The sequence below is a fragment of the Chthoniobacter sp. genome (assembly GCF_040003245.1).
Lineage (GTDB): Bacteria > Verrucomicrobiota > Verrucomicrobiia > Chthoniobacterales > Chthoniobacteraceae > Chthoniobacter.
In genome coordinates this window covers 14,138-40,053 of sequence record NZ_JBDUCX010000021.1, presented here as the reverse complement: position 1 = coordinate 40,053, position 25,916 = coordinate 14,138, and the positions used below count along the sequence as shown (strand labels likewise).

The 25,916-nt window shown below is 63.6% G+C and carries 23 protein-coding genes and 1 tRNA gene; 13 read left to right on the top strand and 11 right to left on the bottom strand.

The features are described from left to right. The 5 genes from ABJF10_RS04575 to ABJF10_RS04555 all read left to right on the top strand — a co-directional run. On the top strand, positions 1-1,105 hold a 1,105-nt coding region (locus ABJF10_RS04575), incomplete at its 5' end, for an NAD(P)/FAD-dependent oxidoreductase (protein WP_348543341.1). Then, positions 1,093-1,560 carry a hypothetical protein gene (locus ABJF10_RS04570; protein WP_348543340.1) on the top strand — a complete coding sequence of 156 codons (468 nt, stop codon included), beginning with the start codon at positions 1,093-1,095 and terminating at the stop codon, positions 1,558-1,560. The genes ABJF10_RS04575 and ABJF10_RS04570, both read left to right, overlap by 13 nt. Positions 1,561-1,578: 18 nt before the next feature. Then, positions 1,579-4,056, top strand: coding sequence for an MMPL family transporter (locus ABJF10_RS04565; RefSeq protein WP_348543339.1), 2,478 nt, complete (start codon positions 1,579-1,581; stop codon positions 4,054-4,056). Between the two features lie 9 nt (positions 4,057-4,065). Further along, positions 4,066-5,013 (top strand): lysophospholipid acyltransferase family protein, encoded by a 948-nt coding sequence (locus ABJF10_RS04560; RefSeq protein ID WP_348543338.1) that lies wholly within the window; start codon positions 4,066-4,068, stop codon positions 5,011-5,013. A 79-nt stretch (positions 5,014-5,092) separates the two neighbouring features. Continuing rightward, positions 5,093-5,755, top strand: a complete 663-nt coding sequence (locus ABJF10_RS04555) for an outer membrane lipoprotein carrier protein LolA (RefSeq protein WP_348543337.1) — start codon at positions 5,093-5,095, stop codon at positions 5,753-5,755. Between the two features lie 383 nt (positions 5,756-6,138). On the opposite strand, the gene ABJF10_RS04550 is transcribed toward ABJF10_RS04555, so the two are convergent. Genes ABJF10_RS04550 through ABJF10_RS04535 form a run of 4 tightly spaced genes read right to left on the bottom strand, consistent with a single transcriptional unit; the run spans position 6,139 to position 11,067 of the window. Continuing rightward, positions 6,139-7,407: a heterodisulfide reductase-related iron-sulfur binding cluster gene (locus ABJF10_RS04550; RefSeq protein WP_348543336.1), complete on the bottom strand. Its 1,269-nt coding sequence runs from the start codon at positions 7,405-7,407 to the stop codon at positions 6,139-6,141. Then, positions 7,407-8,489: an FAD-binding protein gene (locus ABJF10_RS04545; RefSeq protein WP_348543335.1), complete on the bottom strand. Its 1,083-nt coding sequence runs from the start codon at positions 8,487-8,489 to the stop codon at positions 7,407-7,409. The genes ABJF10_RS04550 and ABJF10_RS04545 overlap by 1 nt, the downstream gene beginning before the upstream one ends. Continuing rightward, the gene (locus ABJF10_RS04540) at positions 8,486-9,931 is read right to left on the bottom strand and encodes an FAD-linked oxidase C-terminal domain-containing protein (protein WP_348543334.1); all 1,446 of its coding nucleotides are present in this window, start codon (positions 9,929-9,931) and stop codon (positions 8,486-8,488) included. The genes ABJF10_RS04545 and ABJF10_RS04540 overlap by 4 nt, the downstream gene beginning before the upstream one ends. Positions 9,932-9,942: 11 nt before the next feature. Next, complete coding sequence (locus ABJF10_RS04535) at positions 9,943-11,067, bottom strand: alanine--glyoxylate aminotransferase family protein (protein ID WP_348543333.1); 1,125 nt, start codon at positions 11,065-11,067, stop codon at positions 9,943-9,945. A 264-nt stretch (positions 11,068-11,331) separates the two neighbouring features. Between ABJF10_RS04535 and ABJF10_RS04530 the strand changes: the two genes are divergently transcribed. Then, positions 11,332-11,853: a nucleotidyltransferase gene (locus ABJF10_RS04530; protein ID WP_348543332.1), complete on the top strand. Its 522-nt coding sequence runs from the start codon at positions 11,332-11,334 to the stop codon at positions 11,851-11,853. Between the two features lie 48 nt (positions 11,854-11,901). Here ABJF10_RS04530 and ABJF10_RS04525 read toward each other — a convergent pair whose 3' ends face one another. After that, positions 11,902-12,651, bottom strand: a complete 750-nt coding sequence (locus tag ABJF10_RS04525; protein ID WP_348543331.1) for an SDR family NAD(P)-dependent oxidoreductase — start codon at positions 12,649-12,651, stop codon at positions 11,902-11,904. Positions 12,652-12,696: 45 nt separating this feature from the next. Next, a tRNA-Gln gene (locus ABJF10_RS04520) sits at positions 12,697-12,767 on the bottom strand. A 162-nt stretch (positions 12,768-12,929) separates the two neighbouring features. Between ABJF10_RS04520 and ABJF10_RS04515 the strand changes: the two genes are divergently transcribed. Continuing rightward, entirely contained in the window at positions 12,930-13,694 is a 765-nt protein-coding gene (locus tag ABJF10_RS04515; protein WP_348543330.1) for a hypothetical protein, read from the top strand. Positions 13,695-13,967: 273 nt separating this feature from the next. Here ABJF10_RS04515 and ABJF10_RS04510 read toward each other — a convergent pair whose 3' ends face one another. Then, positions 13,968-15,353: an ATP-binding protein gene (locus tag ABJF10_RS04510; RefSeq protein ID WP_348543329.1), complete on the bottom strand. Its 1,386-nt coding sequence runs from the start codon at positions 15,351-15,353 to the stop codon at positions 13,968-13,970. Continuing rightward, positions 15,353-16,006, bottom strand: coding sequence for a response regulator transcription factor (locus ABJF10_RS04505; protein WP_348543328.1), 654 nt, complete (start codon positions 16,004-16,006; stop codon positions 15,353-15,355). Before ABJF10_RS04505 ends, ABJF10_RS04510 begins: the two co-directional genes overlap by 1 nt. Positions 16,007-16,136: 130 nt before the next feature. Here ABJF10_RS04505 and ABJF10_RS04500 point away from each other — a divergent pair, with 130 nt between their 5' ends. The 4 genes from ABJF10_RS04500 to yacG are packed head-to-tail and all read left to right on the top strand — an operon-like array spanning position 16,137 to position 21,730. Next, positions 16,137-18,533, top strand: coding sequence for a YHYH protein (locus ABJF10_RS04500; RefSeq protein ID WP_348543327.1), 2,397 nt, complete (start codon positions 16,137-16,139; stop codon positions 18,531-18,533). A gap of 29 nt (positions 18,534-18,562) precedes the next feature. Beyond that, positions 18,563-20,002 (top strand): sulfatase, encoded by a 1,440-nt coding sequence (locus ABJF10_RS04495; protein WP_348543326.1) that lies wholly within the window; start codon positions 18,563-18,565, stop codon positions 20,000-20,002. Further along, a complete protein-coding gene (locus ABJF10_RS04490; protein ID WP_348543325.1) occupies positions 19,999-21,465 on the top strand; it encodes a metallophosphoesterase in 1,467 nt (488 codons plus the stop codon). Before ABJF10_RS04495 ends, ABJF10_RS04490 begins: the two co-directional genes overlap by 4 nt. Before the next feature lie 52 nt (positions 21,466-21,517). Continuing rightward, positions 21,518-21,730 carry a DNA gyrase inhibitor YacG gene (gene yacG / locus ABJF10_RS04485; RefSeq protein ID WP_348543324.1) on the top strand — a complete coding sequence of 71 codons (213 nt, stop codon included), beginning with the start codon at positions 21,518-21,520 and terminating at the stop codon, positions 21,728-21,730. A gap of 12 nt (positions 21,731-21,742) precedes the next feature. Here the strand turns inward: yacG and ABJF10_RS04480 are convergent, their stop codons facing one another. Both ABJF10_RS04480 and ABJF10_RS04475 read right to left on the bottom strand, forming a co-directional pair. Continuing rightward, positions 21,743-22,177, bottom strand: coding sequence for a hypothetical protein (locus ABJF10_RS04480; RefSeq protein WP_348543323.1), 435 nt, complete (start codon positions 22,175-22,177; stop codon positions 21,743-21,745). Positions 22,178-22,183: 6 nt separating this feature from the next. Beyond that, a complete protein-coding gene (locus ABJF10_RS04475) occupies positions 22,184-22,870 on the bottom strand; it encodes a DUF4388 domain-containing protein (protein ID WP_348543322.1) in 687 nt (228 codons plus the stop codon). Positions 22,871-23,211: 341 nt separating this feature from the next. On the opposite strand from ABJF10_RS04475, the gene ABJF10_RS04470 reads away from it, so the two are divergent. Both ABJF10_RS04470 and ABJF10_RS04465 read left to right on the top strand, forming a co-directional pair. After that, positions 23,212-24,324, top strand: coding sequence for a sugar phosphate isomerase/epimerase (locus ABJF10_RS04470; protein WP_348543321.1), 1,113 nt, complete (start codon positions 23,212-23,214; stop codon positions 24,322-24,324). Continuing rightward, complete coding sequence (locus ABJF10_RS04465) at positions 24,321-24,800, top strand: hypothetical protein (protein ID WP_348543320.1); 480 nt, start codon at positions 24,321-24,323, stop codon at positions 24,798-24,800. Before ABJF10_RS04470 ends, ABJF10_RS04465 begins: the two co-directional genes overlap by 4 nt. Before the next feature lie 3 nt (positions 24,801-24,803). On the opposite strand, the gene ABJF10_RS04460 is transcribed toward ABJF10_RS04465, so the two are convergent. Next, entirely contained in the window at positions 24,804-25,865 is a 1,062-nt protein-coding gene (locus ABJF10_RS04460; RefSeq protein ID WP_348543319.1) for a formylglycine-generating enzyme family protein, read from the bottom strand. Between the last annotated feature and the right edge of the window lie 51 nt (positions 25,866-25,916).

Here is a 25,916-nt window from a genome sequence, read left to right as displayed (position 1 = left end):
CGACCGCACGTCCCAGCCCAAATACGGCGCCGAGCTCATCACCGCCTGCGGCACGAGCCACATCATCTTTCATTTCCGCAACGGCTTTCGCCTCGCCCATCATCGCTCTTATCAAGTGGAGCGCGCCCCTTTCGACAAGCTGCTGCTCGACAACGCTGCCAAACAGGGCGCCGAAGTCCGCGAGGAGGTCACCGTCCAGGGCGTCGATTTCGATGACGATGGCGCCACCCTGCGTATTGCCGGACAACCGACTTTGCGGGCGCGCTATGTCATCGACGCCAGTGGCCGCAACACCGTCATCGGCCAGCAGCAAGGCCTCAAGAAAAACTACGCGCACCTGCAAAAATTCGCAGTCTTCGCCCATTACGACAATGTGCGCCGCCCACCCGGCGACGACGGCTGCACGCTCACCCGCATGGTGCGCGCGAAGGACCGCTGGTTCTGGGTCATCCCGCTCAGCGACACGAAGACCAGCATCGGCATGGTCACCGACACGGCGACCTTCAAGCAATGGAAGCAGTCCCCCGAGGAAGCGCTCGATGCCAGCTTCCGCGAGCAACCCCATTTTACCGAGATCCTTGCCGACGCTCAGCGCGTGACGCCGGTCTACTCCACCGGCGACTACAGCTATCGCAATACGCGCCTCACCGGTCCGCGCTGGATGCTCATCGGCGACGCCGCGGGATTCATCGATCCCGTATTTAGCACCGGCGTGTTCCTCGCCATCGCCTCGGGCGAGCAGGCGGCGGATGCCATTCACGTGGCCCTCGACCGCCCGCAAAGAGCCCTCGGCCTTTTCGCCAAATACGAGAAGCGATTGAATCGCGTGATGGATCTCTATCTGCGTTTCGTGAATTCGTGGTACCAGCACGAATTCATCGAGGTCATCTCCCAGCCCACCAAGCACTTCAACCTTCCCGCCGCGGTCAACGCGGTCCTCGCTGGCAATATCAATGGCGGCTTCGCCATCTGGTGGCGGATGCAGCTTTTCTACCTCGTCGTCTTCCTGCAAAAGTTCGCCGCCCTTTGCCCGCGTCTCACGTTGACTCCCGCGCCCATCGCCTCCCCTACTCCTTCCCCGACTGCCACGACATGCGTTCCTTGATATTCGCCAGCGCCCTCGCGTTGACCTTCCTTTTCACCGGCTGCCAGACGCCGAAGTCGTTCCCGATGCCCGACTCCACGTGGAAGGCGCACGTCGGCCAGTTGAAGTTTTCCAATCGCAAGCGCACGCTCATCGGCGATGTCGTGGTGCAGCAACGCGGCAAGGACGAGTTTCAACTCGATTTCATCAAGGGCGGCGGCCTGCCGCTCATGTCGGTGCGCCAGGATGCAACCACCTCGCGTGCGGAAGGCATCCTCGCCCACGGTTCCTGGCAAGGTGTGCCGGCCTCCGCGGCCCACGCGTTGCGCCCGTGGTTGAAACTGCGCGAGTCATTCGCCCAATCAGGATCGAAGGCCGCCCACTCCGAGGCCAAATACAGCGGCGGACAGCTCAGCATGTTGTTCGTCGCCTTTCCGGACGAAGACCAGCGCTTTGTATTCCAGTTCAACCGCTAGCGCAGATCGGGTTTGCGCATGAGTTTGGACCGCACGTTCGCCCGCATCGTCACGCACCATCGCCTCGCGCTCAGCGCCGGCGTGATGGTGATGCTCGTGGGCGCCATTCTCACCATCGTCTTCGGCGTCCATTTCGCTTCCGACGTGCTGGACCTGCTGCCCCAGCACTTCGATGCAGTGAAGGCCTTCAAGACTTTCGACCGTGAATTCAGCCAGGCGCGCGAACTGACCATCGGCCTGCTCGACGAGACCCACGAGGTCGACCTCGACGCCTTCTCCGAGCACTTCGCCGCCAAGCTCCGCGAGGAGCCATGGGTCGAGCGCGTGATGGACCGCTCACCACTCGAATCCGCCGGTGGCCTGGAAGCCGCCCGCACCCTGACCCTGCCTCTCCTGCTCAATCTCGACACCGCCGATTTCGACCGCGCCATCCACGTCCTGGCGCCGGAGGAAATCGCCGCGCGCCTGAAGAAACTGCACGCGGAATTGGAAGCGGGATCGCCGACAGCCACGATCCAGCTCGATTCCGACCCCTTGGGAATCATTGCCCCGGTCATCAAATCGTTGGGCGGCTCTTTTTCCATCGAGCAAACGCGTCCCCTCGCCTCACCCGACGGCACGCTGCGCATCGTCCTCGCCAAGACCAACCAGACCGATCTCGGCGCGCACGCCTGCCAGGCCATCATGGACAAGATGGAAGACTTCAAGCGCCGGGTCCTCGCCGACTGGACTGGACCCGCGCCGCAAATCCTCGTCACCGGTCGCACACCCTATGTCGGCGAGCTCTCGCGCACGATGGCCGGAGACGTCGTCTCGACCGTCGTCGGCTCGGTGGTGCTCGTCACGGCCGTCTTTCTCATCGGTTTCCGGCGCATCCGTCCGTTGTTGGCCATCATGGCCGTGCTCGCCCTTTGCTGCGTGGTCGCCGTGGCGCTCGGCGCGCTCGTCTTCCGCGAGTTAAACATGATCACGATCGGCCTCTGCTCCATCCTCATCGGCCTCGGGGTCGATTTTGGGATGATGCTCTACGCCGTCTACGAACGTGAACGCGAGACGGGTGCCGACCACGAAAGCGCTGTCGCCGCCGCCCTCCGCAGCCAGGGCAAAGGCGTCCTCTTCGGCTCGCTCACCACCGCCGCCGGCTTCCTCTGCTTTCTCCGTAGCCAGTCCACCGGCTTCGCCCAGCTCGGCGTCCTCATCGCCTTTGGCATCCTCGTCGCCGGCCTTTTCATGGCCACGGTCTTCTTCGCGTTTATCGGCCAGAAGTTCCGCCGCAAAGGCCGCGACTGGCTCTGGACGGCGGGCGATCATTTTGTCGGCTTTGTCTATCGGTCACCGCGCGGCTTCTTCCTGGCCGTTGCCATCCTGCTCACGCTCTGCGCCACGGTGGCGTTCCTGCCCGTCGGGCAGGTGCAGTTCGATTCCAATCCCAAGTCGCTGGAACCGAAAGACAGCCGCGCAGGGATCGCCTTGCGGACGATTCAAGCGAAGATGCCCATCGCTGCCGAACCCGTCATTGTCCTGCTCCGGAATCCCGATCCCGAGCAGTTCCATACCGGCTGGGTCAAATTGCAGGCGGCCTGGACTAAATTGGTCGCCGACAAAAAGATCCGTTCCGCCGCTTCCCCCACCGCCCTCGCCATTTCCCCCGCACGCCTTTCCGCCAACGCCACGCGGCTGCAGTCCGTCGATTTCGCCGCGTCGCGCGCCGCCCTCGCCAGCACCATTGCCACCGAAGGCCTGAGTGCCGACGCCTTCCAATCCGCTTTCAGCTTGCTCGATGCGCTCAAGGCCATCGCCGATGGCAACCGCACGTCCCTCGACTGGCGGCACGCCCTGCCCGCTGATTCCAGTTGGTGGTTCGTGCTCGACCGCTTCTTTTCCCGCGATCCCTATCTCGCCGCCGCCTACATCACGCCTACGCACACCCTCGCCACCTTCGCGGAAAAGGAGCAGTTGCGCGCGGAGATCGAAGCGGCTGGAGTGCCCGTCCAGATCTCCGGCTGGAGCTACACCCTGCAAGACCTCGTCCCGTGGGCGAAGGGCAAGCTCACGGAGCTCTCGGCAATCATGATCTTTTTTAATGTGGTGCTCCTGCTTTTCCTGTATCGCCGCGCCTTCCCACTCTTCATCCTCATGCTGAGTCTGGCGCTTTCCATCGCCGCGCTCGTGACGACGCTCAAGCTTTTTGCCATACCCCTCAACATGTTCAACGTCCTCGCCTTCCCGCTCGTCCTCGGTGTCGGCGTGGACTATGGCATCTACATCGTCATCGCCATGCGGCAGGACGGCGACCAGCGGCAGAATCTCGCCACCGTCGTGAAGCCCGTGCTGCTCAGCGGACTAACTACCACGTGCGGCTTCGGTTCGCTCGCCCTGGCGGCCAATCCCGCGCTGCGCAGCCTCGGTTCCGTGTGCTCCATCGGCGTCGCGTGGTGCCTCTTGGCGACGCTCTGCTTTGTCCTGCCGGCCTACGCCTGGCGGGGGGCAAAATAGCCTCCCGGCATGCGAGATTCCCTCTATACCATCGGCGGTTTCAAGTTTGCCTTCGCGCTCGCGCACCTGCTGCCGCGCGCCGTCAATGCCCGTCTCGCCACTTGGATCGGCTTGTCCGCCTATTACCGCAGTCCGGAAGCGCAATCCGCCCTCCGCTCCAATCTTCACCTCGTCACCGGTCTGGGGGGAGCGGACCTCGATGCGCTCTGCGAGGAGAATGTCGGGAACTTCAGTCGCATGCTCGCGGATTACTTCCTCTGCGCCGGCCCGAATGCCGCCACGCACGCGGCCGCCTTGTTGCACCACGATGGCGGCGAGCAGCACCTCGCCGCCGCCCGGGCGCCCGGCAAAGGGATCATCGTCGTCACCGGCCATCTCGGCCACTGGGAACTCGGCGGGCTCATGCTCGCCCTGCTCGGCCTGCCGCTCACCGTCGTGACCCTCGAGGAACCCAGCTCCGAGCTCACCCGCTGGCGGGAAGCCTGCCGGCGACAATTAGGCATCAAGACCATCGCCGTCGGTCCCGGCCATCCCTTTGCCTTCGTCGAAATGATGCAGACGCTGCGCCGCAACGAACTCGTCGCCATGCTCGTCGATCGCCCCTACGAGGGCACCGGCGCCTGCGTCGATCTCTTCGGCCACAAGACGGAATTCTCCACCGCCGCCGCACTGCTCGCCCAACACACCGGCGCCAGCGTGCTCCCGGCCTTTGTCATCCACGATGGCGAGGGCGGCTATACCACCATGGCGGAGCCTCCTGTCCCCATGGATATCCATGGCGATCCCCGCGTGACCCTGCAGGCCAATACCCAGCGCATCGCCACCGTTTTCGAAGGCATCATTCGCCGCCATCCGGCGCAATGGTTCAACTACGTCCCCATCTGGCGGGAAAACGGCAAGACCCCTCCTCCCGCCACCTGCGAAGCCGGTGCGTCCAAACTGAGCACTGAGCACTAAGCACTTTCCCACTTTTTCCCCCTTGCCCTGCCGCGCGCTCTCCAGCCCAATGCACGCTCTCCCGCTTCCGACGTCCCTCATGCGCCCAGTCCTCGCCCTCTTTTTCCTCCTTTTTACGTTCTCCCTCCGCGCCGCCGATCTCGCTCCGGCGGAGACGCAGGCCCTCCTGAAAAACCTCCAGGAGCATCGCGCCAAATTCCCCTCGCTCTCTGCTGACTTCGTCGAGGAACGCACTTCACACCTGCTCAACAAACCGCTGACCAGCGAGGGCAACATGGCCTTCCAGGTGCCCAACAAATTCCGCCGCGAAGTGACGGGCAAAAGCCCAAACATCACCGTGAGCAACGGCCAGAAACTCTGGATCTACTACCCGAACTTCAAGGAAGCCGAGCTCTACACCCTGGGTCAGAAGTCCTTCTTGGACGACTCCATCGCCGCCCTCACCGCCGGGCTCAATTTCCAGCGCGTCGACCAGTTCTATACCGTCAAGGCGACGCGCGAAACGCAGGGTTACCGCCTCGCCCTCACCCCGCGCAGCAGCGGCCTCAAGCGCATGGTCAAGGAGGTCACTGTCTGGGTCGGCGACGACCTCAAGATCGACCGCAGCGAGACCATCCTTGCCCCAAAGGGCGACAGCATCATCACCACTTACAAGAACCAGCGCCCCACTCCGCTCTCCCCGGGCATCTTCGACTTCACCCCGCCGGCCGACGCCCATATCTCCCAGCCACTCGGCAAGTAGGTTGCGGCCTTAATGCCATGGATTGGCATTAAGAAAGCCGGCGCAAAGTCCGTCGGGAACACCACCTTGGGAAAATTTCGGACCTTGACCAGCCTTTACCCGCCTTGACTGGGCTTGACCAGCCTCTGTGTTACTCTGGGCCGGTCAAGGTCCATCAAGGCGATTAGGCAGCCCGCTTCGATGCGAATGTAGACGCACTACTGCATCTCATTTGCATCAAGCCGCCAGCGATCAGTCTATCAAAGAACCTCTTCGTCCACCTCCCGTAACACCCCACACCGCCTCTCTTATTTCTGGTGCCCTTTATAGCACTATGCGCCCAAAAAAGCAAGCAAAAAATGTAAGGAACCTGGGTTCACGCCACAGCCGATCCGGCCCGGCATCTAGCACCCCTCTTCTTCGTACGCATCTCGCAAAACCTGCATCGTATGCCGGACGCGAATCGGTGAGCCGAGCTTCGCCAGGTGCACCCGGAGCTGCGTAAGGCAGCCGATGTTTCCCGAAGCCACGACCTCAGCGCCCGTCGCGATGACCGCACGAGCCTTCTTCTCGCCGAGGGAGCCCGCGATCTCCGGTTGATCGAGATTGTAGGTGCCGGCGCTGCCGCAGCAGATCTGGGCATCGGCCAATTCGCAGAGTTCCACGTGGGGGATGCTCCGCAGGAGTTCACGCGGCTCGCGGCGCACTCCCTGCGCATTGGCGAGATGGCAGGCGTCGTGATAGGCGATCTTGAGCGGACGGGCGCCGGCCGCCGGGCGCTCGCGCAACCCGAGCCGCTGGAGAAAGACACTCACGTCCAGCACGCGCTGGCGGAACGCTTCCGCGCGCGCCTCGTCGGGAGTGCCGCAGAGGACGAGGTGGTATTCGTGCATCGCGGAGCCGCAACCGGCGGCGTTGGTGAGGATCGCATCCACATCGGAGGGAAACGCGTCGAGGTTCCGCCGGGCAAAAGCCTGCGCGGCCTCCAGGTCTCCCGTGTGCCACGCCAGACCGCCACAGCACCCCTGCCCGGCGGGCATGACCACTTCCACACCGTTGCGGGTCAGCACCTCGATGGTGGCGGTGTTGATATCGGGATCGAGCACGCGCTGCGCGCAGCCCGCCAGCAACGCCACCCGCGCCCGGCGTTCGCCGTGAGCCGGCGTGACCACCGGCCAGTGCTGGGCGGGTGGAATCTGATCGGGAACCAGATCGAGCATTGGTCGCAGGCTCGAAGGCACCAGCGGACGGAGCATCTTTCCAAACCGGCCGAGCAAGGCAGCGAGACGGAATCGCGTCGGAAACGGAATCGTCTGCGCGGCGATCCAGCGGCGGAGTTTTTCGCCAGGGGATCGCGGCATGTGTGGCTTCATGAGCGCGCGAAATGGGCTGATGAGATCGCGATACGGCACGCCGCTCGGGCAGGCTGGCTCACACGCGAGGCACCCCAGACAACGATCCACGTGCGGCTGGGCCGCCGCCAGTGGGAGCGTGCCTTCGAGCACTTCTTTCATCAGCACGATGCGCCCCCGCGGCGTATCCATCTCCTGGCCGAGCTCGCGGTAGGTGGGGCACGCGGCGAGACAGAATCCGCAATGCACGCAAGTCTCCACCGCATGGGTCATGGTAGCCCCAAGCGGTCCGAGCGTTTCGGTGGGAATTTTGTGCAGCATCAGTCGTCGAGAGTGGGGAAACGATTTACCGGGTCGAGCGCGTGCTTGACCGCCTGGGCAATGGCGGGCCGGATGCGCTGCCCCAGCCAAAGCGGCGCATCGCCGCGCAAGGTGACACCGCTGAGGCGCAGTTTCCGCAGATGTTCATCCAGCGCGCCGGCCTGCGCCGGGGAGGACAACGAAACGAAAGCGAGATTTCCGCCGGCGCTGAGATGCAGCCGCGCTCCATCGAGTGATCGCACCGCTTGGGCGAGCGACACCATAGCGGCGGGCGAGAGCGCCACTTTGATCAGCGCGGCCGCTTCATCGGCCCAACGAAATGCGCACAAGTCCGCCCAGAGGATTTCCGCAACATTCTCGGAAACAACCTCGCCCGACCAGCGCGCGAAGATCTCACCCGCGATGGACTCCAGCGCCGCAGCCGGTCCCGCGAGCCTGGCTAGTACAACGGACTCGCCGGGCGCGACGTCGAGAGCATCGAACTCGAATCTCGAATTTGCGGCGGCGGTGAGGACTTGCGCGGCAGCCTCCGGCGTAGCGGCGTCCAACCGGACCGTGAGCGCGGAAGATGGACGCGGAAATACTTTAAAGGTGATCTCCGCCAGCACGCCGAAGCGCCCGAGGCTGCCGACGAAAAACTTGGGCAAATCGAATCCCGCGGCGTTCTTCACCACCTTCCCACCCATGCGCAACAGGCGTCCCAGGCCATCGACGAAGCGCACGCCAAGAATGAAGTCGCGCAAACCGCCAAAGCGAAAGCGTCCCGGTCCGCTCAATCCCGCCGCGACCGTGCCGCCGAGCGTGGCGCCCGCGCCCGCCAGCATGGGGTCGAAAGGCAGATACTGCCCACGCTCGGCGAGGGCGGCGGCGATCTCCCGCAGCGGTGTTCCCGCCGCGGCCGTGAAGGTAAACTCGCTGGGATCGTACTCACTGATCCCGCGCAGGGCCGCGGTGGAAAGTTTCACCGCATCCACCTCCGAGAGCCGCGGCTTGGTGCCGGCACCGACGGCGAGCAAACCGGGCGTGGAGCGAACGGCGTCGACCAGTTCCGCGAATGAGGCGGGAGCGAGTGCGGTATTCATTCGCGCAAGATGACGCCGGCTTTTTCCAACGGATGCAGACCGTGCTGTTGCAGCGCCGGGGCCTCGGACGTGGGAAACATTTTGCCGGGATTGGCGATGCCGAGCGGGTCGAACGCCGATCGCAGACGCCGCATACAATCGATCTCCTCCGCGGAGAACATCGCCGGCAGATACTCGCGCTTCTCCACGCCCACACCATGCTCGCCGGTGATCGAGCCGCCCATCTCGACGCACATTTCGAGGATGGCACCCGCGAGCGCCTCGGCTCGTGACAGCGCGCCGGATTCGCGCCCGTTGAAAAGAATGAGTGGGTGCAGATTGCCGTCACCCGCGTGGAAAACATTGGCCACGCGCAGTTCTGATTTCTGCGCCATCTGACCGATCCGCCGCAAGGCCTCACCCAGCCGGCGGCGCGGGACGACGCCATCCTGCACGATGAAGTCGGGCGACAGGCGGCCCACCGCGCTGAAGGCGCTCTTGCGTCCCTTCCAGATCGCCGTGCGCTCCTCCGCGTCGCGGGCCGGACGGGCTTCCACGGGCCGGCTGGCGGCGATCATCCGGTCGAGCCGCTCGCGGTCGGCGGCGACCACTTCGCGCGGGCCTTCGAGTTCCACGATGAGCACCGCTTCGCAGCCGGGCGGATACTCCGCATGCACCGCCGCCACGGCGGCCTCGAGCGCGAGTGCATCCATGATTTCCATCGCGCCGGGCAACAGCCCGCTGGCGATGACCGCGGACACCGCATCGCCCGCCTGCTCCAGCGTGCGGTAGCCCGCGAGCACGGTGTGAAAACATTCCGCGCGGGGCAGCAGTTGCAGCGTGATTTCCAGGGCGATGCCGAAGAGTCCTTCATTGCCCGTGAACAGACCGCACCAATCCGGCCCCACAGTTTCGCGGCTCGGGCCGCCCCACTCGACGACTTCCCCCGTGGCCAGCACCGCCTTCAGGCCGAGCACATGATTGGAAGTCATGCCGTATTTCAGGCAATGCGCGCCGCCGGAGTTGAACGCCACATTGCCGCCGATGGTGCAAATGGACTGGCTGGAAGGATCGGGCGCGTAATGCAACCCGTGCACCGCCGCCGCTTGCGTGACATCGAGATTCACCACGCCCGGCTCGACCACGGCGATGCGCTGCGCCGGATCCAGTTTCAAGATTCGATTCAGCCGATTCAGCGCGATGACGATCCCGCCCGCCACCGGCAGCGAACCGCCCGACAAGCTCGTGCCGCTGCCGCGCGCGACGAAGGGCAATCGCTCCGCATGGCAGAAGCGGACGAGCGCGATCACCTCGTCGGCCGTCTCGGGAATGACCACCGCCGAAGGACGCGTGCGAAAGGCGGTCAACCCGTCGCTCTCATAGGCAGCCAGTTGTTCCGGGCGCTCGAGAAATCGCCCCGGCGGCAACATCGCCGCGAGGCGCTGGAGCACGGGAGCGGTCATATGACAGAAGGCTACCGCAAGATTTCCTTCAACGCGGCCAGGACGAGATCCACGTTGCGCACTGTAGCGCCGTGGCCCATGAGACCGATGCGCCACGCTTTGCCCGCCATGACGCCGAGCCCCGAGCCGATCTCGATGCCGTATTCTTCCAGCAGCCGCTGGCGCGTGCCCGCGTCATCGGCCCCGGCGGGGATGTGAATGCAATTCAGCGAGTGCAGGGAGCGCTTCGGAATATAGGTGATCCCCATCGCTTCGAGGCCGGCCCGCAGGCGCTGGTGCATTTGCGCGTGGCGCGCGATGCGATTTTCCAGCCCTTCCTCCAGCACGATGCCGAGCGCTTCGTGCAAGGCGTAGGTCATGTTGATCGGCGCGGTGTGATGGTAAACGCGACCGCCACCCCCACCGCCGGTGTAGTATTTCCGCAGCATGGAAACATCGAGATACCACGACTGTACCTTGGTCTTCCGCGCATCCATTTTCGCCAGCGCGCGTTCACCGAAGCTCACCGGTGAAAGCCCCGGCGGGCAGCTCAGGCACTTCTGCGTGCCGCTGTAAATGGCATCGATCCCCCAGTCATCCACGCGCAATTCGTGGCCGCCCAGGCTGGTCACGGCATCGATGGCGAGCAACGCGCCCTGCGCATGCACCGCATCGGCAAAGCCTTCGAGCGGTTGATGCGCGCCGGTGCTGGTCTCGGCGTGCACGATGCCCACGAGCTTCACCTTGGGATGCTGGGCCAGCGCCGCCTTGAGCTGCTCCAGGGAAATCACGTCGCCCCACGGCGCTTCGACCGCATGCACCGTCGCGCCGCAGCGCTCCATCACGTCCTTCATGCGCGTGCCGAAGACACCATTGATCCCGACGATGACTTCATCTCCGGGCTCGATAAGATTCGTCGCGACGCACTCCATCCCCGCCATCCCTGTCCCACTCACCGGAAACGTCAGCGCATTCTTCGTCCGAAAGACCTCGCGCAGCCGCGCACAAGTCTCGTCCATGATCGCGAGATATTGCGGATCGAGATGCCCGAGCGTCGGCGCGCCGAGGGCGCGCAGCACGCGTTGCGAAACCGGGCTGGGTCCGGGTCCGAGGAGGATCCGTTCGGCGGGAAAGGCAGTGGAAATCGAGGAAGTCATGTGGAGGGGTGCGGCGAAGTTTTGGGGAGGCAAACAATGAAATGCCGGAACACTTCCCTTCAAACAAGCCCGGGATGACGAACCCTTGCCACCCAACGCATCACTCGTTATCGTTGTCCCATGCAATCCAACGCCTGACTCCGATGGGACTTGGCGAAAAAATCCGCAAACAGGTCGGCCGTCCGCGGCAGGCGAACGCTTTGCGCGAGTTGCAGACGCTCAATGACAATCTCCGGAGTCTGGGCATCCCGCTACCTCAACCCGATGCCCGACACGTTCGAAAGTCTGTTGGTCAAACTCCGCCGCGCGGGAGTTGATTACCTCGTGGCGGGCGGCGTTGCCGTCTGCCTCAATGGTTTTGTGCGGACGACGCAGGACCTCGACCTGCTCGTGGAAGCATCACCTGCCAATCTGGGTCGATTGCTCTCGTGCCTGGCTGGCTTCGGCGAAGGATTCGCGCGTGAGCTTTCCCTGGAGGACTTCCCGCTGGAAGAAGGCGCCGTCCGGGTGATCGAGGATTTCACCGTGGATCTGTTTACGCTCATGCGCCGGCGAACATTTGCAGATTTCCTCGCGACGGCACGCCGATTGGAAATCGGAGATGTGACGGTCCGCTTCCTTGATCCGGAAGCCCTGATCGAGTTGAAAGCGTCGTCGGATCGCGACAAGGACAAGCTGGACGTGTCCGCGCTGCGGGCTCTCATCGACGGTTCCGTCCCGCCAAACGTCGTCGATCTGGTGGAACTAACTCCACCCGTAGACGGGACGCCTGAAGATCCGCACTGATTTGGGGCGGCCCATAGGCGCCGCATTCTTGAAGAATGCTTCCGACGCCTACGCGATCCGCGAAGTCAGGCCACCGTCGATCGTGATCGTGTCGCCGGTGATGTAGTCGTTCTTCACGAGCATCAGGATCGCGTCGGCCACCTGCTCGGATGTACCTTCGCGGTGCAGCGGGATGCGCTGCTCGAGGTTCAGCTTCTTTTGCTCGGCACTCATGTGCTCGTGGAATTTCGTGCGGATAACGCCCGGGGCGATGCAGTTCACGCGGATGTTGTCGTTCGCCAATTCACGGGCCAGCGCGCGCGTGAGTTGTGGCAGCGCGCCTTTCACGGTCTGGTAGGCGATGTTGCCCATGACGCCGAGTTTTCCCGCCGTGGAGGAGATGAGGATGATCGCGCCTTCCTGGCCCTTGCGCATGTGCGGGACCGCCGCGCGGGAAAGGTGATAGACTGCATGGACATGCACGGCGAACGCGCCATTCCACGCCTCCGGCGTCACTTCCAGCAATCCGCCGGCCACCGCGCCGCCCGCGGCATGCACGAGCACGTCCAGCCCGCCGAGAGCCGTGGCCGCCTGCGCAACCATCCGCTCACAATCCGCGGGCTGGCCGCAATCGCCGACCAGCATTTCGCAGCGCACGCCGAGCGCCTCGATCTCGCGCTTCGTGCGCTCCGCATCGGCGTCGGCGTGACGCGAGGAGATAGCAACATGGGCGCCCTCGCGGGCGAGGGCCAGGGCTGTGGCGGCGCCGATGCCGCGGGTGCCACCGGTGACGAGAGCGGTCTTGCGAGAGAGTTGCATGGGCAGTGGGAGGGATCTGCGGAAGTGGGTTCACACCGCGCAGCGCTGCCTCACAAGGACTCGAACCTTGACAAAGCGATTCAGAGTCGCTTGTGCTACCATTACACCATGAGGCAAAATGCGCGGGGGCGGGAAAAGTATGACACCAAGCCCGGTTGTAAATCAATTTTTGCGGCAAAAAGCGCCGGGCGAATCGCCCCCGGCCCGGAGAATTCAGCCTTAAGTCCGCGGGTCTGCCAGGTTATCATTCATATCCACTCGACCTCCCTGCCCCCCCCATGAAAACACCGCGCCGTCTCCTCCCGATCCTCCTTTTCACCATCGCTGGATTCTCCAGCACCAGCAGCCTGAGCATCCGCGCCGATGACGCCAAAGCCGATGCCGGTCCGCCGCCCACGCCCGAGGAGATCAAGGCCGTCGGGGAACTGTCCAGCCATGGTGTCCGCGCGGAGCAGGTCGCGAATGGCGTCAATTGGCGCTACGTCAATTTTCGCGGCGCGGACAAGCCGGATGCCGCGCTTTATGTTCGGCTCAAGTCCGTGCCCAGCATCGTGGAACTGAGTCTCGCGGGCATGAAGTTCGCCCCGGAGGATCTCGCCAATATCGCCAGCCTCAAGAATCTCACGACGCTCAATCTCTCGGGCTCCAACGTCACCGACGATGGCCTGAAGGCGGTCGAGAATCTGGAGAAGCTCTCTTCCCTGAATCTCTTTTCCACGGGCATCACCGATGCTGGCTTGAGCCATCTCGCGCACCTCAAGAATCTGCGCCGGCTGTACCTTGCGGATACCAAAGTCACCGATGCCGGCGTGGAGACGCTCAAGAAATCGCTGCCCGAGGCGAAGATCAACCGCGGGGCGGAATTGATCATCCCCCCGGTCGCCACTCCCGCACCCAAACCCGCGGAGGAAAAGCCGGCGGCACCGGCCCCGAAGCCGGAAGAAAAGAAACCCGAACCCCCGGCACCTCCAAAACCACCGGAGGCAAAGCCTGCCCCACCTGCTGCCAAACCCGAGGATAAGAAGCCCGATCCGGCGAAGTAAGCGTCTATTGATTGGCCGCTACAGGCCCACGAATCACCCCGGCGACATAAGGCGGCAACGCCGCAACCAAAGGTGATCCACAAAATAAGCGAAATTCCGGACCTACGACCTACCATCATGGCCAAAATTCCCGCTTGGCCATGATGGTAAATAAGAGACACGAGATCACTCAAGTCAAAATGACATGCGCAGCCAACTCTCTATCCACTGCGCAGCCAACTCCCTTTCTCGACGCTGGCACAGCGGACATGCAGGGAATAGCCGCCGCATTTTTCAATCCGGTCGCCCATCGTGTCCCGCCGGCAGCTTTACGGTGAATGTCGCCCCGGCTCCCGCTTCGCTCGCGGCTTCGATGGAGCCGCCATGTGCGTTGACGATGGCCTGGGTGATCGCGAGCCCCAGACCGCTGTGCCCGGCCGCCGCCGTGCGCGCCTTGTCCCCACGCTGAAATCGCTCAAAGACGTGCGGGAGATCGTTCGGCGCGATCCCGGTGCCGGTGTCGCGGACCGTGAGGGTCGCGATTCCATCGGCACCGCTTGTCGTGACGTGGATTTCACCGTCCTCGCGATTGTAGTCGATGGCGTTGCTCAGGAGATTCGTCACGACTTGGGCGAGGCGCTCGGCGTCGCCGCGACATGGGGCAGCAGGCAGATCCGCATGGATCTGAATGCGGCGAGCGGCCGCCAGCGGACGGATGAGTTCGAGGCAATCGCCAGCGATCTTGGCGAGATCGCACGCGTCCCGACGCAAGGATTCCTGCCCCGCATCGAAGCGGGCGAGTTCCAGGAGCGATTCGATCAGCCTCCGCATGCGCTGGGTCGCCCGCTGGCAGGCTTCGAGCGTTTCCCGGTACTCGGCCCCGGGTCGCTCGCGGGCCAGCGCAGATTGAGTTTGGGTAAGCATCACCGCCACCGGCGTGCGCAATTCGTGCGCAGCATCCGCAGTGAATCTCACCTGCTGCGCAAAGAGCGAGTCCAAGCGGGCAAAGGTAGTATTGAGCACACCTGCCAGTTGGCCGAGTTCGCTGTCCGCTTCGTCTGTGCTGATCCGCTGGGAAAGATCGCCCGCGGCGATTCGAGTGGCCGTCGCGCTGATTTCTTCCACCGGCCGCATGGCCCGCGTCACCAGCCACCATCCGCCGAGAAGTCCCGCGGCCAGGACCACTCCGCCGATGGCCGCCAGCGCGCCGCCGAAGGTGTGGAGGTCAGCTTGTTCCGCGCCAATGGAGCGCCCCACGAGCACGCAATTGACCGGCGCCGCAAAGAGAAACGACTCGCGGAGATCGCCGCGCATGCGCAGTTGGACGCCGCGGCTGTCCGGCTTGGGCACACCGGCCGGCACTCCCGTCGACACGGCGATCGGCTCCGCGGCTTGCATCCAGACCACGAAATAATACCCATCCGGCCCACCAAAGAGCGACGACTGCGCGGGCGCGAGGCGCACCTCGGGAATGCGCTTCTTGTCCTGTCCCCGCTCCGGGCCGGCCCGCAGCGCGTCCAGCAGCACGGATAGCCGGGCCTGCAGGCCTTCATCGATCTGTCGCAAGCGGCGACTCGATTCCAAATGATAGGCGGTAAAACCGAACCCGCACAATACCGCCACGAGCAGCGCTCCGTACCAGAGTTGCAACCGCCAGCGGATGGATCGCGGGAAATGCATCAGGCCTCGATGCTGTAACCGTGACCACGGCGCGTGACGATGAAATCGTGGCCGAGTTTTTTGCGTACATTGGAGACGTGCACATCGAGCAGGTTCGAGAGCGTGTCGTCGGTCTCGTCGAAGAGGTGTTCGTAGAGCGCCGTGCGCGTCACCACTTCACCGCGGTGCAACGCCAGGTACTCGACCAGCGCATATTCACGCGCGGTCAGCTCCACGGGCGACGCGTCGCGCGTCACGGTCCGCGCCGCGATATCGATCTGCACGGCGCCCAGCGTGAGGATCGCCCGCGCTTCGCTCGCGCTGCGGCGGATGAGCGCGCGCAACCGCGCCAGCAGCTCGGAAAGATCGAACGGCTTGACGAGATAGTCGTCCGCTCCGCCATCGAGCCCGCGGACGCGGTCCGTCGTCTTGTCACGCGCGGTGAGCAGCAGCACCGGCGTTTTCTTTTTCGTGCGCAAGCGGCGCAGCACTTCCCAGCCATCGATCTGCGGCAGCATCACATCGAGGACGAGCGCGTCGTAGTTGACACTCTCCGCCTTGAAAAGCCCGTCTTCGCCATCCTGCGCGGTGTCCACGGCATAGCCCTCCTCGCGCAGGGAACGGGCGAGGCCGGCCAGCAAGTCGGGTTCATCTTCGATCACGAGGATTCGCATGGGAGAGTCGGGAGGGTGCGTTCCTCTACCTTAAGAGGAGATGAAGCTCCCGCGGAAAGAATGACGATATAAATGCGCGGCGGCGGATTCCTTCACGATTTCTAAAGGTTCGTGCGGGCAATCTGGCGCCATGAAATCTCCCCTGCTCTGCTTCGCGGCGGCCCTTTCCGTCGGCGTCATGAGTCTCCCGGCGCACGATCTGGCGACTGGCGAAGCGCACGGCCATTACGACTGGTCCGTGAAGCCGCCAGAGACCGTGGCCCCGGAATGGTTCTTCGCCCAGGCAGATACCACCCGGACGCGCCAGGTGGTGCGCGCCGCCGTCGCGAAGCCTCCAGCGCAGGCGTCGGTCTTTGCCTTGTTCGCTCCCCGCGTGAGCGTGCGCTGGGATGAGCGCTATCTTTTCGTGGAGAGCAACGGGATACCCGCGCACAACATGATGGTCGGCATCACGGCGTGGCAGCAGCAGGTGCCGCTGCCGCAGAATTACACGGGGAAAAACGCGTGGCAGATTCCGCTCTTTCCCGTGCCGTCCAAGACACCGGCGTCGATCAAGGGACGCTTTCTGCGCGGCGCGATCGCCCTCGCCGCGAATGGCATCCCGATTTTCAATCCGCAAAACAACCGGGGCGAAGTGTCCGCGGAAATCGGCGAACTCGACCAGTGGGGCGGCCACTGCGGGCGGGCGGATGATTACCATTACCACGCGGCGCCGCTGCATTTGCAAAGCGTGGTCGGGAAAGACAAGCCGATCGCTTATGCGCTGGATGGCTATCCCATCTATGGACTCACCGAGCCCGATGGCGCGCCACCGGCGGGACTGGATGCGTTCAACGGGCACACGACGGCCGCGCTCGGCTACCACTATCATGCCTCGACCAAGTATCCCTACGTGAACGGCGGCTTCCACGGCGAAATCGTCGAGGCGGGCGGACAGGTGGATCCTCAGCCGGGCGCGCAACCGGCCCGACCAGCGGGGCCGCCCTTGCGCGGGGCGAAGATTACGGGCTTTGAAACGATGGGCAATAGCTACAAGCTGGCCTACGAAGTGAACGGCGAGAAGCGGGCGATTCTCTACTCGGTCAACGCGGATGGTACGATGCCATTCGAGTATCAAAACGGCAGCGCGGGTGCGACGAAGGAGACTTACACGCGCCGCGAACGCGCCGACGGTCCCGGCAATCCCCCACCCGGTGGTCGCCGCGAGGGCCAACCGGCACGCGAGGGCGCGGCCAATGGCGAGCGACGCGAACCGCCCAACGATCGGCCACGCGAAGAAGCGACCGCCGCTACCGCTCCGGTGGATTTGCTGCAAAAGCCCAACGGCACATTCATCCTCACCAGCCCGGAGGTCACCGATGGCGGCAATTTGCCCGTGGACTATACCGGCGACGGCAGCGGCGCGACTCTGCCCCTCACCTGGAAAGGCGCGCCCGCCGGCACGAAGAGCTTCGCAATCATCATGGACCACCTCGCGCCGGGCAATGTCATGAAGAGTTACTGGGTCGTGTGGGACATTCCGGCGACCACCACGAGCCTGCCGAAGAACGTCAAGGGCGTTGGAAAGCTCGGCATTAGTTTCAAGGGCCTGCTCGGCTATGAGCCGCCCCATTCCCAAGGCCCCGGTCCGAAGACTTATGTGCTCACGGTTTATGCCCTCTCCGCGCCCGCGGCCGTGACCCAGCAGCCGCGCGAGGTCACCCGCGAAGCCTTGCTCGCGGCGATGAAGGACAAGGTACTGGCGAGCTCCTCGCTCCATGTGGTCTTCACGCGGGCAGGCAATGCCGCTACCGGCACCGTTCGTCCGCCGCGCCGCGACGAACCGTTGCATTTGGAAACTCCCAAGCCGGTGGAGGAGGCACTTCCCGCCGTGGCTGCCGCCCCTCCAGCGCCCGCCAGTGGAGGTGGCCGCCCGGACAACAAAGGCCTGATCAAGCCGACCATGGCCGACACGGTGCACGTGAATGTTTATGCGGACAATTGGTTCGTGATGTTCATCAACGGCGAACTCGTCGCCGTCGATTCGATCAAGTTCACCCCGCACAACGTGGTGAGCCTCGATATTCTGCCGGAGTATCCCATGACCATCGCGATCATGGCCAAGGACAATGCCGACCCCAAGACCGGCCTCGAGTACGGCGACCATGTCGGCGACGGCGGCTTCATCATCAAATTCTCCGATGGCACGCTGAGCAATGCGACGTGGAAGGCGAAGAACTTCTTCAAGGGCCCGCTCAATCACGACACGAAGAATCCGCACGTCGAGCACACGCCGATTCCGGACAAATGGTGGACGGTGGACTTCGACGACCGCTCATGGGCCAACGCCACGGAATTCACCGAGGAGCGCGTGAAGCCGAAGGAGCCGTACTATCAGTCCGATTTCGCCGGTGCGAAGTTCATCTGGAGCGAGGATCTCGACCTCGATAACACCGTCATCTTTCGCACGAAGATCGAGAAGCCCGGCTGGAAAGCACGCTGGAATACGCACCCCGATCTCGACATCTCCGGCGCACCTTTCCAGTAGCGGGTCCCCTTCTCCCCTACCCCGCATTTATGAACTCTCGATTCATCTCCGTTGCGACCGCAGCACTCGCCGCGCTTCCAGGTGCGTTGCAGGCTGAAGAGCACCCGAATTTCGTTGTCATCCTGGGCGAGGCTCAAGGCTGGTCATCGTCCTCCGTGCAGATGGACGACGCTGTCCCGGCATCGAAAAGCGACTTCGTTCACACTCCGAACCTCGAAAAGCTGGCGGCCGGCGGCATGCGCTTCGCCGACTTCTACGCCGCCTCGCCTCGCTGCACGCCGACCCGCGCGGCGCTCTTCACCGGGCGCAGCCCGACCGCTCTGCACATGACCTTTGTCAATGAAGGCCGCGGTGGTCGCGAGAGCAGCTTCACGGAGACGGGCAGCAAGCTCCTCCCGCCGGTTCCCACGATCGAGCTCCCCGAGGCGGAAATCACGATCGCGGAGCTGCTCAAGCTCGCGGGTTATGCGACCGCGCACTTTGGCAAGTGGCACGTGGGGCGCGTGAGCCCTGCCCGGCACGGCTTCGAGGAGAGCGATGGCGCGACCAACAATGGCGGCCCGGAAAACGTCGAGAATCCGAATCCGAAGGAAGCCTTCGGAACGGCGGAACGCGGAATGGATTTCATGGCCCGACAAGTGAAGGCGGGCAAGCCGTTCTATCTTCAAATCTCCCACTACGCCGGACGCGGCGGTCCCGATGCCCGGCCGGAAACCTACGCGGCCGTGCGACAGCGGGCGAAGTCGGATCGCGATGTGCGGCAGGTCGGCTCCGCGGCCGTGCGCGAAGACATGGATGCCACCATCGGCCTGCTCCTCGCGAAACTCGACGAACTCGGCATCGCGGGCCGCACCTACGTGATCTACACCGCCGACCACGGGGCGCAGGGCCGCAACGCCAACGAGCCGCTGACCAACGGCAAGGGCACCGTCTGGGAAGGCGGCATCCGCGTGCCGCTCATCGTGCGCGGACCGGGAATCAAGGCTGGCACTTGCACGCACGTCCAGGCGACGACCGTGGATCTTTTTCCCACCATCGCGGCAATCGCGCGCGTCAAGGAACCATTGCCGGCCAATCTGGAAGGCGGCAACCTGGGTTCGGTGCTCGCGGGCGTCCCCAATGCGACGGTCAAACGCCCGCACGATGAGTTCGTGGTCCACTTCCCGCACTACGACAAGGACGAGCAAGGACCCGCGTCGGCGATCCTGCTCGGCAGCTTCAAGCTCATTCACGTCTACGAGACGGGTGCGGTCCAGCTTTACGACCTCACCAAGGACGCGAACGAGCAGCATGACCTGTCGAAGACGATGCCCAAGGAAGCCGCCGCTCTTGATCAGCGCCTGGCCGATTATCTGAAAGCGATGAACGCCCAAATGGCCGCGACTAACCCCGCTTTCGATCCCGCCAAGGCGCAGCCCTTCCAGGAGCGCCGGGGTGGAAAGGGCCAAAGAAAAGAGCCGGCGCAGTGAACCGTCGGCGTCTCACCGCCGTGGGCGTGCTGGTGCTCGGCGCCTCGCTCGCTGCCCTCTTCGCCGCGGACCCGGGGGGCGGCCAGCGCGGCGGTCAACGGCCGCAGGACGCACCAATCGATGACGTGCGGTTCCTCTTTAAAACAGACGTCCCGGCACATCCACTCGATGTCGTTTTAGGACGGCCGACAAAAGCTTCCGTGACGGCCAGCGTGCTGTCGTACGCGGATCGTGAAGGCCTCCTCCGGTACGGCCCGAAAGATGACCCACGCATCGCGCAGACGGCGGTCTTTGCGCTCAAGGCCGGGGAGCCGGCGGAAGTTGCGATCACCGGGTTGCAGCCAGACACGCGGTATTACTACCGCTTGAGCACCCGCCTGGCAGGAGGCGCGTGGGTTGCCGAGCCGGAGCGGGCATTCCAAACCCAGCGCCCAGTGGGCCGCGCGTTTACCTTCACCGTGCAGGCCGACCCGCACCTCGACTACAACACCGAACCTGCGCTGTACCTGCGCTGCCTCGCCAACGCGCTCGCGGACCAGCCCGACTTTCATATCGATCTCGGCGACACGTTCATGACCGACAAACATCGCGGTCGCGAAACCGCCGCTGCGCAGTACGTGGCGCAGCGCTATTACTTCGGCCAGATCGCTCATAGCACCCCGCTTTTCCTGGTGCTCGGCAATCACGACGGTGAGTCGGGCCGCTGGCTCGATGGCACGGCAGACAACTTGGCCCTCTGGTCCAACGCCCAGCGCAAGCGCTACTTCCCCAATCCGGTGCCCGACGCATTCTATTCCGGCAACGCCACGCGCGACCCGCACGCCGGCTTGCTCGAGGATTATTACGCGTGGGAGTGGGGCGACGCGCTTTTCGTGGTGCTCGATCCATTCTGGTATTCCACGCGTCAGCGGGGCGGCGACGACAATTGGTCACGTACCTTGGGCCGCGAGCAGTACGACTGGCTGTCCACGACGCTCGCGCACAGTCGTGCGAAATTCCGTTTCGTCTTTCTCCATCACCTCGTCGGCGGTCTCGGCAAGGAGGCGCGCGGCGGCATGGAAGCCGCGCTGCTTTACGAATGGGGCGGCCGTAATCCCGATGGGACCGACGTCTTCCAGGAAAAGCGCCCAGGCTGGCCGATGCCGATTCACGAACTACTGGTGAAGAACCACGTGAGCATCGTCTTCCACGGCCACGATCACCTTTACGCAAAACAGGACCTCGACGGCATCATCTACCAGGAGGTCCCGCAACCCGGCCAGCCGCGCTACGACAACACACGCAGCGCGGCGGAGTATGGCTACAAGAGCGGCACCTTCGTCGGCAGTTCCGGCCACCTGCGCGTGAAGGTCGATGGCTCCAAAGCAACTGTGGAATATGTCCGTGCGTTTCTCCCTGCGGATGAAACAGGCCCTCGCCAGAACGGCGCCGTCGCCCAGAGTTACGAAGTTCTTCCCCGCTAAGCGCATCCCGCTCGCCGGTCCCGGCGTTCCACGCTAGATTGAGGGCCGCGCCATGCCGAAACCCACTCCCGTCCACTGCCCCATCTGCCAGAAGGAAAACGACTTCTTTGCCGGACCGATGGGGACCTTCTGCTCCCAGCGCTGCAAGCTCGTGGACCTCGGGAAATGGCTCGGCGAGGAATACCGGGTGAGCGAACCCCTGCGCCCCGACCATCTTGTCGAATTCGAGGACGTTCCCGAGAGCGATCTGGACCGACTGGAGTGAAATAGATCGGGCTTATTCGATCTGCGTCCCGCGCCAGAACCGCTTCTTCACCTCTACCACCGGGGCAGCCTCCGCCACGGCCGGCTTCTCCGCCAGCAAAGGCGGCATGCTCCCGACCTGTTCGTCGAGCTGCTTGAGCGCCACGTTCGTGGCCATCTTCAAGGCGGGAAAGTTCACCACTTCAGTCGTCAGAATCCCCAGGAAGCATTGCGCCGTCCGGCGGCAAAGAAACCAGGAGCCCTCAAACTTCAGCACCAGGTCGCCCAAGGAAGCCACTTGCAGCGCGATCGCTTCGTAGACGCCCACGAGCCGGCGACCCATCTCCGGATAGATTTCGTCCGGGTAGATCGACGGCATTTCCCGGGAAACCAGCGTGCCCTTGTCATTCAGCACAAAGCTGCCGACGACGCCGGGGATATCTTTCAGTGCGGTGAGGACGTGTTGCATTGGTAATTAAGCGAGTTTCTTGGTGAGGTTGGCGAAATTGGCCTTGGCCGTGGTGATCATCACCGTGGTGCTCTTCTCGTCCACTAGGCACAGCGCTTTTTGCTCTGGGGCGAGGAGATTGATTTCCTTCAAGTTCTCCGCGCCGAGGCTCGTCCCCACATGGCGGAGGAGTTGCACGACATAGGCGAAGGTACATTGCAAACTCTCGGGGTCTTCCCCTTTGCTGGCCACCAGCGTGCCATCTTCCGTGAAATGCGCGGCGTGGACGACTTCGGAATCGTTAAAGGCTTCGTTCATAATATCAGAGGTGGACTTGGGCGGAGGCAGTGGAACAACGGAGCCCGGGAGCGTGGCCTGCGTGCCTTCATCGGCATGATGCGCGGCTTCGAGCAAAAGATTGTGCCAGTCGCGCTGGATCGACTCCTCGATCGGGCGTACCCCTTCCTCGACGGTGAAGCTGCCCGTGGCCCAGCGCAGCATCTCAAAGAGGGCCACTTCACCCTTCATTTCGCCCACCTCAGCATGAACCACCTGTCCGCCGGTGAAAAACAAACGTCCACTCGTTCCCGATCCCTGCACACGCACCGCGCGGGTGGACAGGGCGAGGCATTCCATTTGAATGAGATCCGAAAGGGTCGCACCTTGAATAACCCCGTCGAATCCTTTGTGAGCGAGTATGGCGGCAGATTGCATAGTGTTTTTGGTGGGTTTCCTCGGGAAACGCGCGAATGCAAAATCCGGTGCTGACCGGCGTCATTGTCGCAACTGGCGTAGCCCTAAAAACCCTGTGTTCTCATTAGCACCACTCATGCCAATAGCCTATTTAGACCGAAACCCACCTAGCATTACATTTCCAAATAGCTGCTTATCAGCGACATGATACCAATCTGCAATTTTGAGGAATTAATTTTTTGACGACCGGTTTGTCTCATTTCCTCGGAATGGGCTCTCACGACTGAGCACGGATCACTTCGTCCTCACTCCCCTTACCCTGTAGTTGCATTTCCACTTCATCCCACGGCACCATCCCCACCATGCCCACCCCCGACGCTTCTCTCCCGCGCCGCCGCTTTCTCCAAACTCTCGCCGCCGCCAGCGCCATCAACCTGCTTCCCACCGCCATGCCCGCCGCTGAATCCACCCCCGCCATCACCCCGCGCAAGCTCAAGCTCGGCTTCGACAACTTTTCCATCCGCGGCTTTCGCTGGAAAGCCCCGCGCCAGATCGAATACGCCGCCACCCTCAAGATCGATGTCCTCTTCATCTCCGATCTCGATTCCTACGAAACGCTGGAGGATGGCTACCTGCGCGACCAGGCGAAAAAGGCGCACGATCTCGGCCTGGAGATTTACGCCGGCGGCTGGAGCATTTGCCCCACCTCGAAAAACTTCCGCAACAAGTGGGGCACCGCCGAGGAACATCTCGCGCTGGGCATTCGCGTGGCGCAAGCCGTGGGCTCGCCGGTCTTCCGCTGCCTACTGGGCAAGGCCGACGATCGCAAGACCGAAGGCGGCATCGACGCCCGGATCGAAGACACTGTGAAGGTTCTGAAGTCGCAGCGGAGCCGCGCCATGGACGCCGGCGTGAAGATCGCCATCGAGAATCACGCGGGCGACATGCAGGCGTGGGAACTCGTGCGGCTCATCGAGGAAGCCGGCCCCGAGTACGTCGGCGCCACGATGGATTCCGGCAACACGACGTGGACGCTCGAAGATCCACGGCAGGCCCTCGAACTCCTCGGCCCGCACGCCCTCGTCTGCGGCCTCCGCGATTCCATGATCTGGGAAAATGCCGACGGCGCAGTCGTGCAATGGACCGCACCAGGCGACGGCCTCATCGACTGGCAGGATTACGCGAAGCGCTTCGGCGAGCTTTGCCCGAATACGCCTTTCACCGTCGAGATCATCTCCGGCTTCGCGCGCCCGTTTCCTTATCTGCACCCCGATTTCTGGCAGCCGTATCCGAAAGCCCGCGCTGCGGATTTCGCCGCGTTCCTCGCCCTCGCCAAGCGCGGCCACGCCATCGAGCCTTTCAAAGCCCCCGCGGGGTCCGAGCCCGTCGTCGCCGATCAGGAATACCAAAAGGGACAACTCGAACGTGCCATCACCTACCTGCGCGACAAGATCGGTCTCGGGCTGAAGGCGTGAGTATCGATTGGCCGGCACTTTGGAAATTGGTCTCAGACCAATTTCCTCTAGCCCATCAGTCTTCGCACGGACCGGCGCACTGGCGTCGCGTCGAGCGCAATGGGCTGCTCCTCGCCACGCGGACTGGCGCGGATGTCACCATCGTGCGGCTGTTTGCGATCTTCCACGATTCGCGCCGCCGCAATGAAAACCACGATCCGCAGCACGGTCAGCGCGGCGCCACCCTCGCGTCGGAAATGCGCGGCGAATACTTCGATCTCGACGAGGCCTCCTTTACCAAGCTCATCCATGCCTGCACGTGGCACACGGACGAAGCCCGGAACGACGATCCCACGATCGGCAGTTGTTTTGATGCCGATCGACTCGATCTCGGACGCGTGGGCATCATTCCCGATCCCGACTTTATGAGCACAGAGTTCGGCCGCACAATCGCGCGTGCCGGCAGCATTCAGCCTTTCCTTTCCGCGGGACGCTGAGCGCTACTGCGTGCTCCGCGCGCAGCGAAATCCCAGGTCAGAACACGCATAACCCGGCGCCACCTTTCGCCGGGCGCTGGGCCGATAGCCGGCCCCGTTGGTCTCGCTGCTAAGATACGATCCGCCGCGCGCCACACGCTTCGGGACCGATGGCTCATCGGGATCGCTGCTCGCTTCCGGACCCGTCGGATTGGCGTGCGGGCTCTTGTTGTAGTACGTCGCGCTGTACCAATCGGCGCACCACTCCCACACATTGCCCGCCATGTCCGCGAGGCCGAAGTCGTTCGTCCGAAAGCGCCCGACCGGCGCCAGCCCGGCAAAGCCATCCTCGGCCGTGTCTTCGACCGGGAACCTGCCCTGCCACACGTTGCCATTCCATCGCCCGCCCGGCTTCAATTCATTGCCCCAGATGAATGGGGCGTGCTGGGTTCCGCCACGCGCGGCGTATTCCCATTCCGCCTCAGTCGGCAGCCGTTTTCCCGTCCAGCGCGCAAATGCCGTCGCGTCGTCCCAGCACACTTGTATCACGGGAAACTTTTCTCGCCCCTTGATGCTGGACGCGGGCCCTTCGGGATGGCGCCAATTCGCTCCCGGCACATAGTGCCAGATCTCATTCGCCGTCTCCGCGGTCTTCGGCGGCGTGAAGACCCACGCTCCGGCTTCGCGCCGTTCCGGCGGCACCGCCGCGCCTTCCGCGACTTGCGGCTTGCGCTCTGCCACGGTGATGTAACCCGTCTCCTTCACAAAGCGCGCGAACTGCTCGTTGGTCACCTCGGTCTTGTCCATCCAGAAACCGCGCACTCTCACGTCGTGCATCTTCTGTTCGTCCGATCCGCCGTCGATCGCGCCCATCGTCATCTTCCCCTCGGGAATCCACACCATCTCGCCGCTGGAAGTCTGGCTGTTGAGCGCCTTGGTCTGCTCGCGCTCATGTTGAATGCGGTGCGCCTCGTGCAACACGCCAAAGACCGCCAGTAGGATGAAGGCAAAGAACAGACCGCCAATGATCAAGGCCGAGCGGGTGGCTGGCGAAATAGGAGCGAGGGGTGGACGGGTTTCAGTCACGGGGGCGAACGGTGCGCGCGTCAGCCCATGGATGCAAGCATCGGGGCGCCC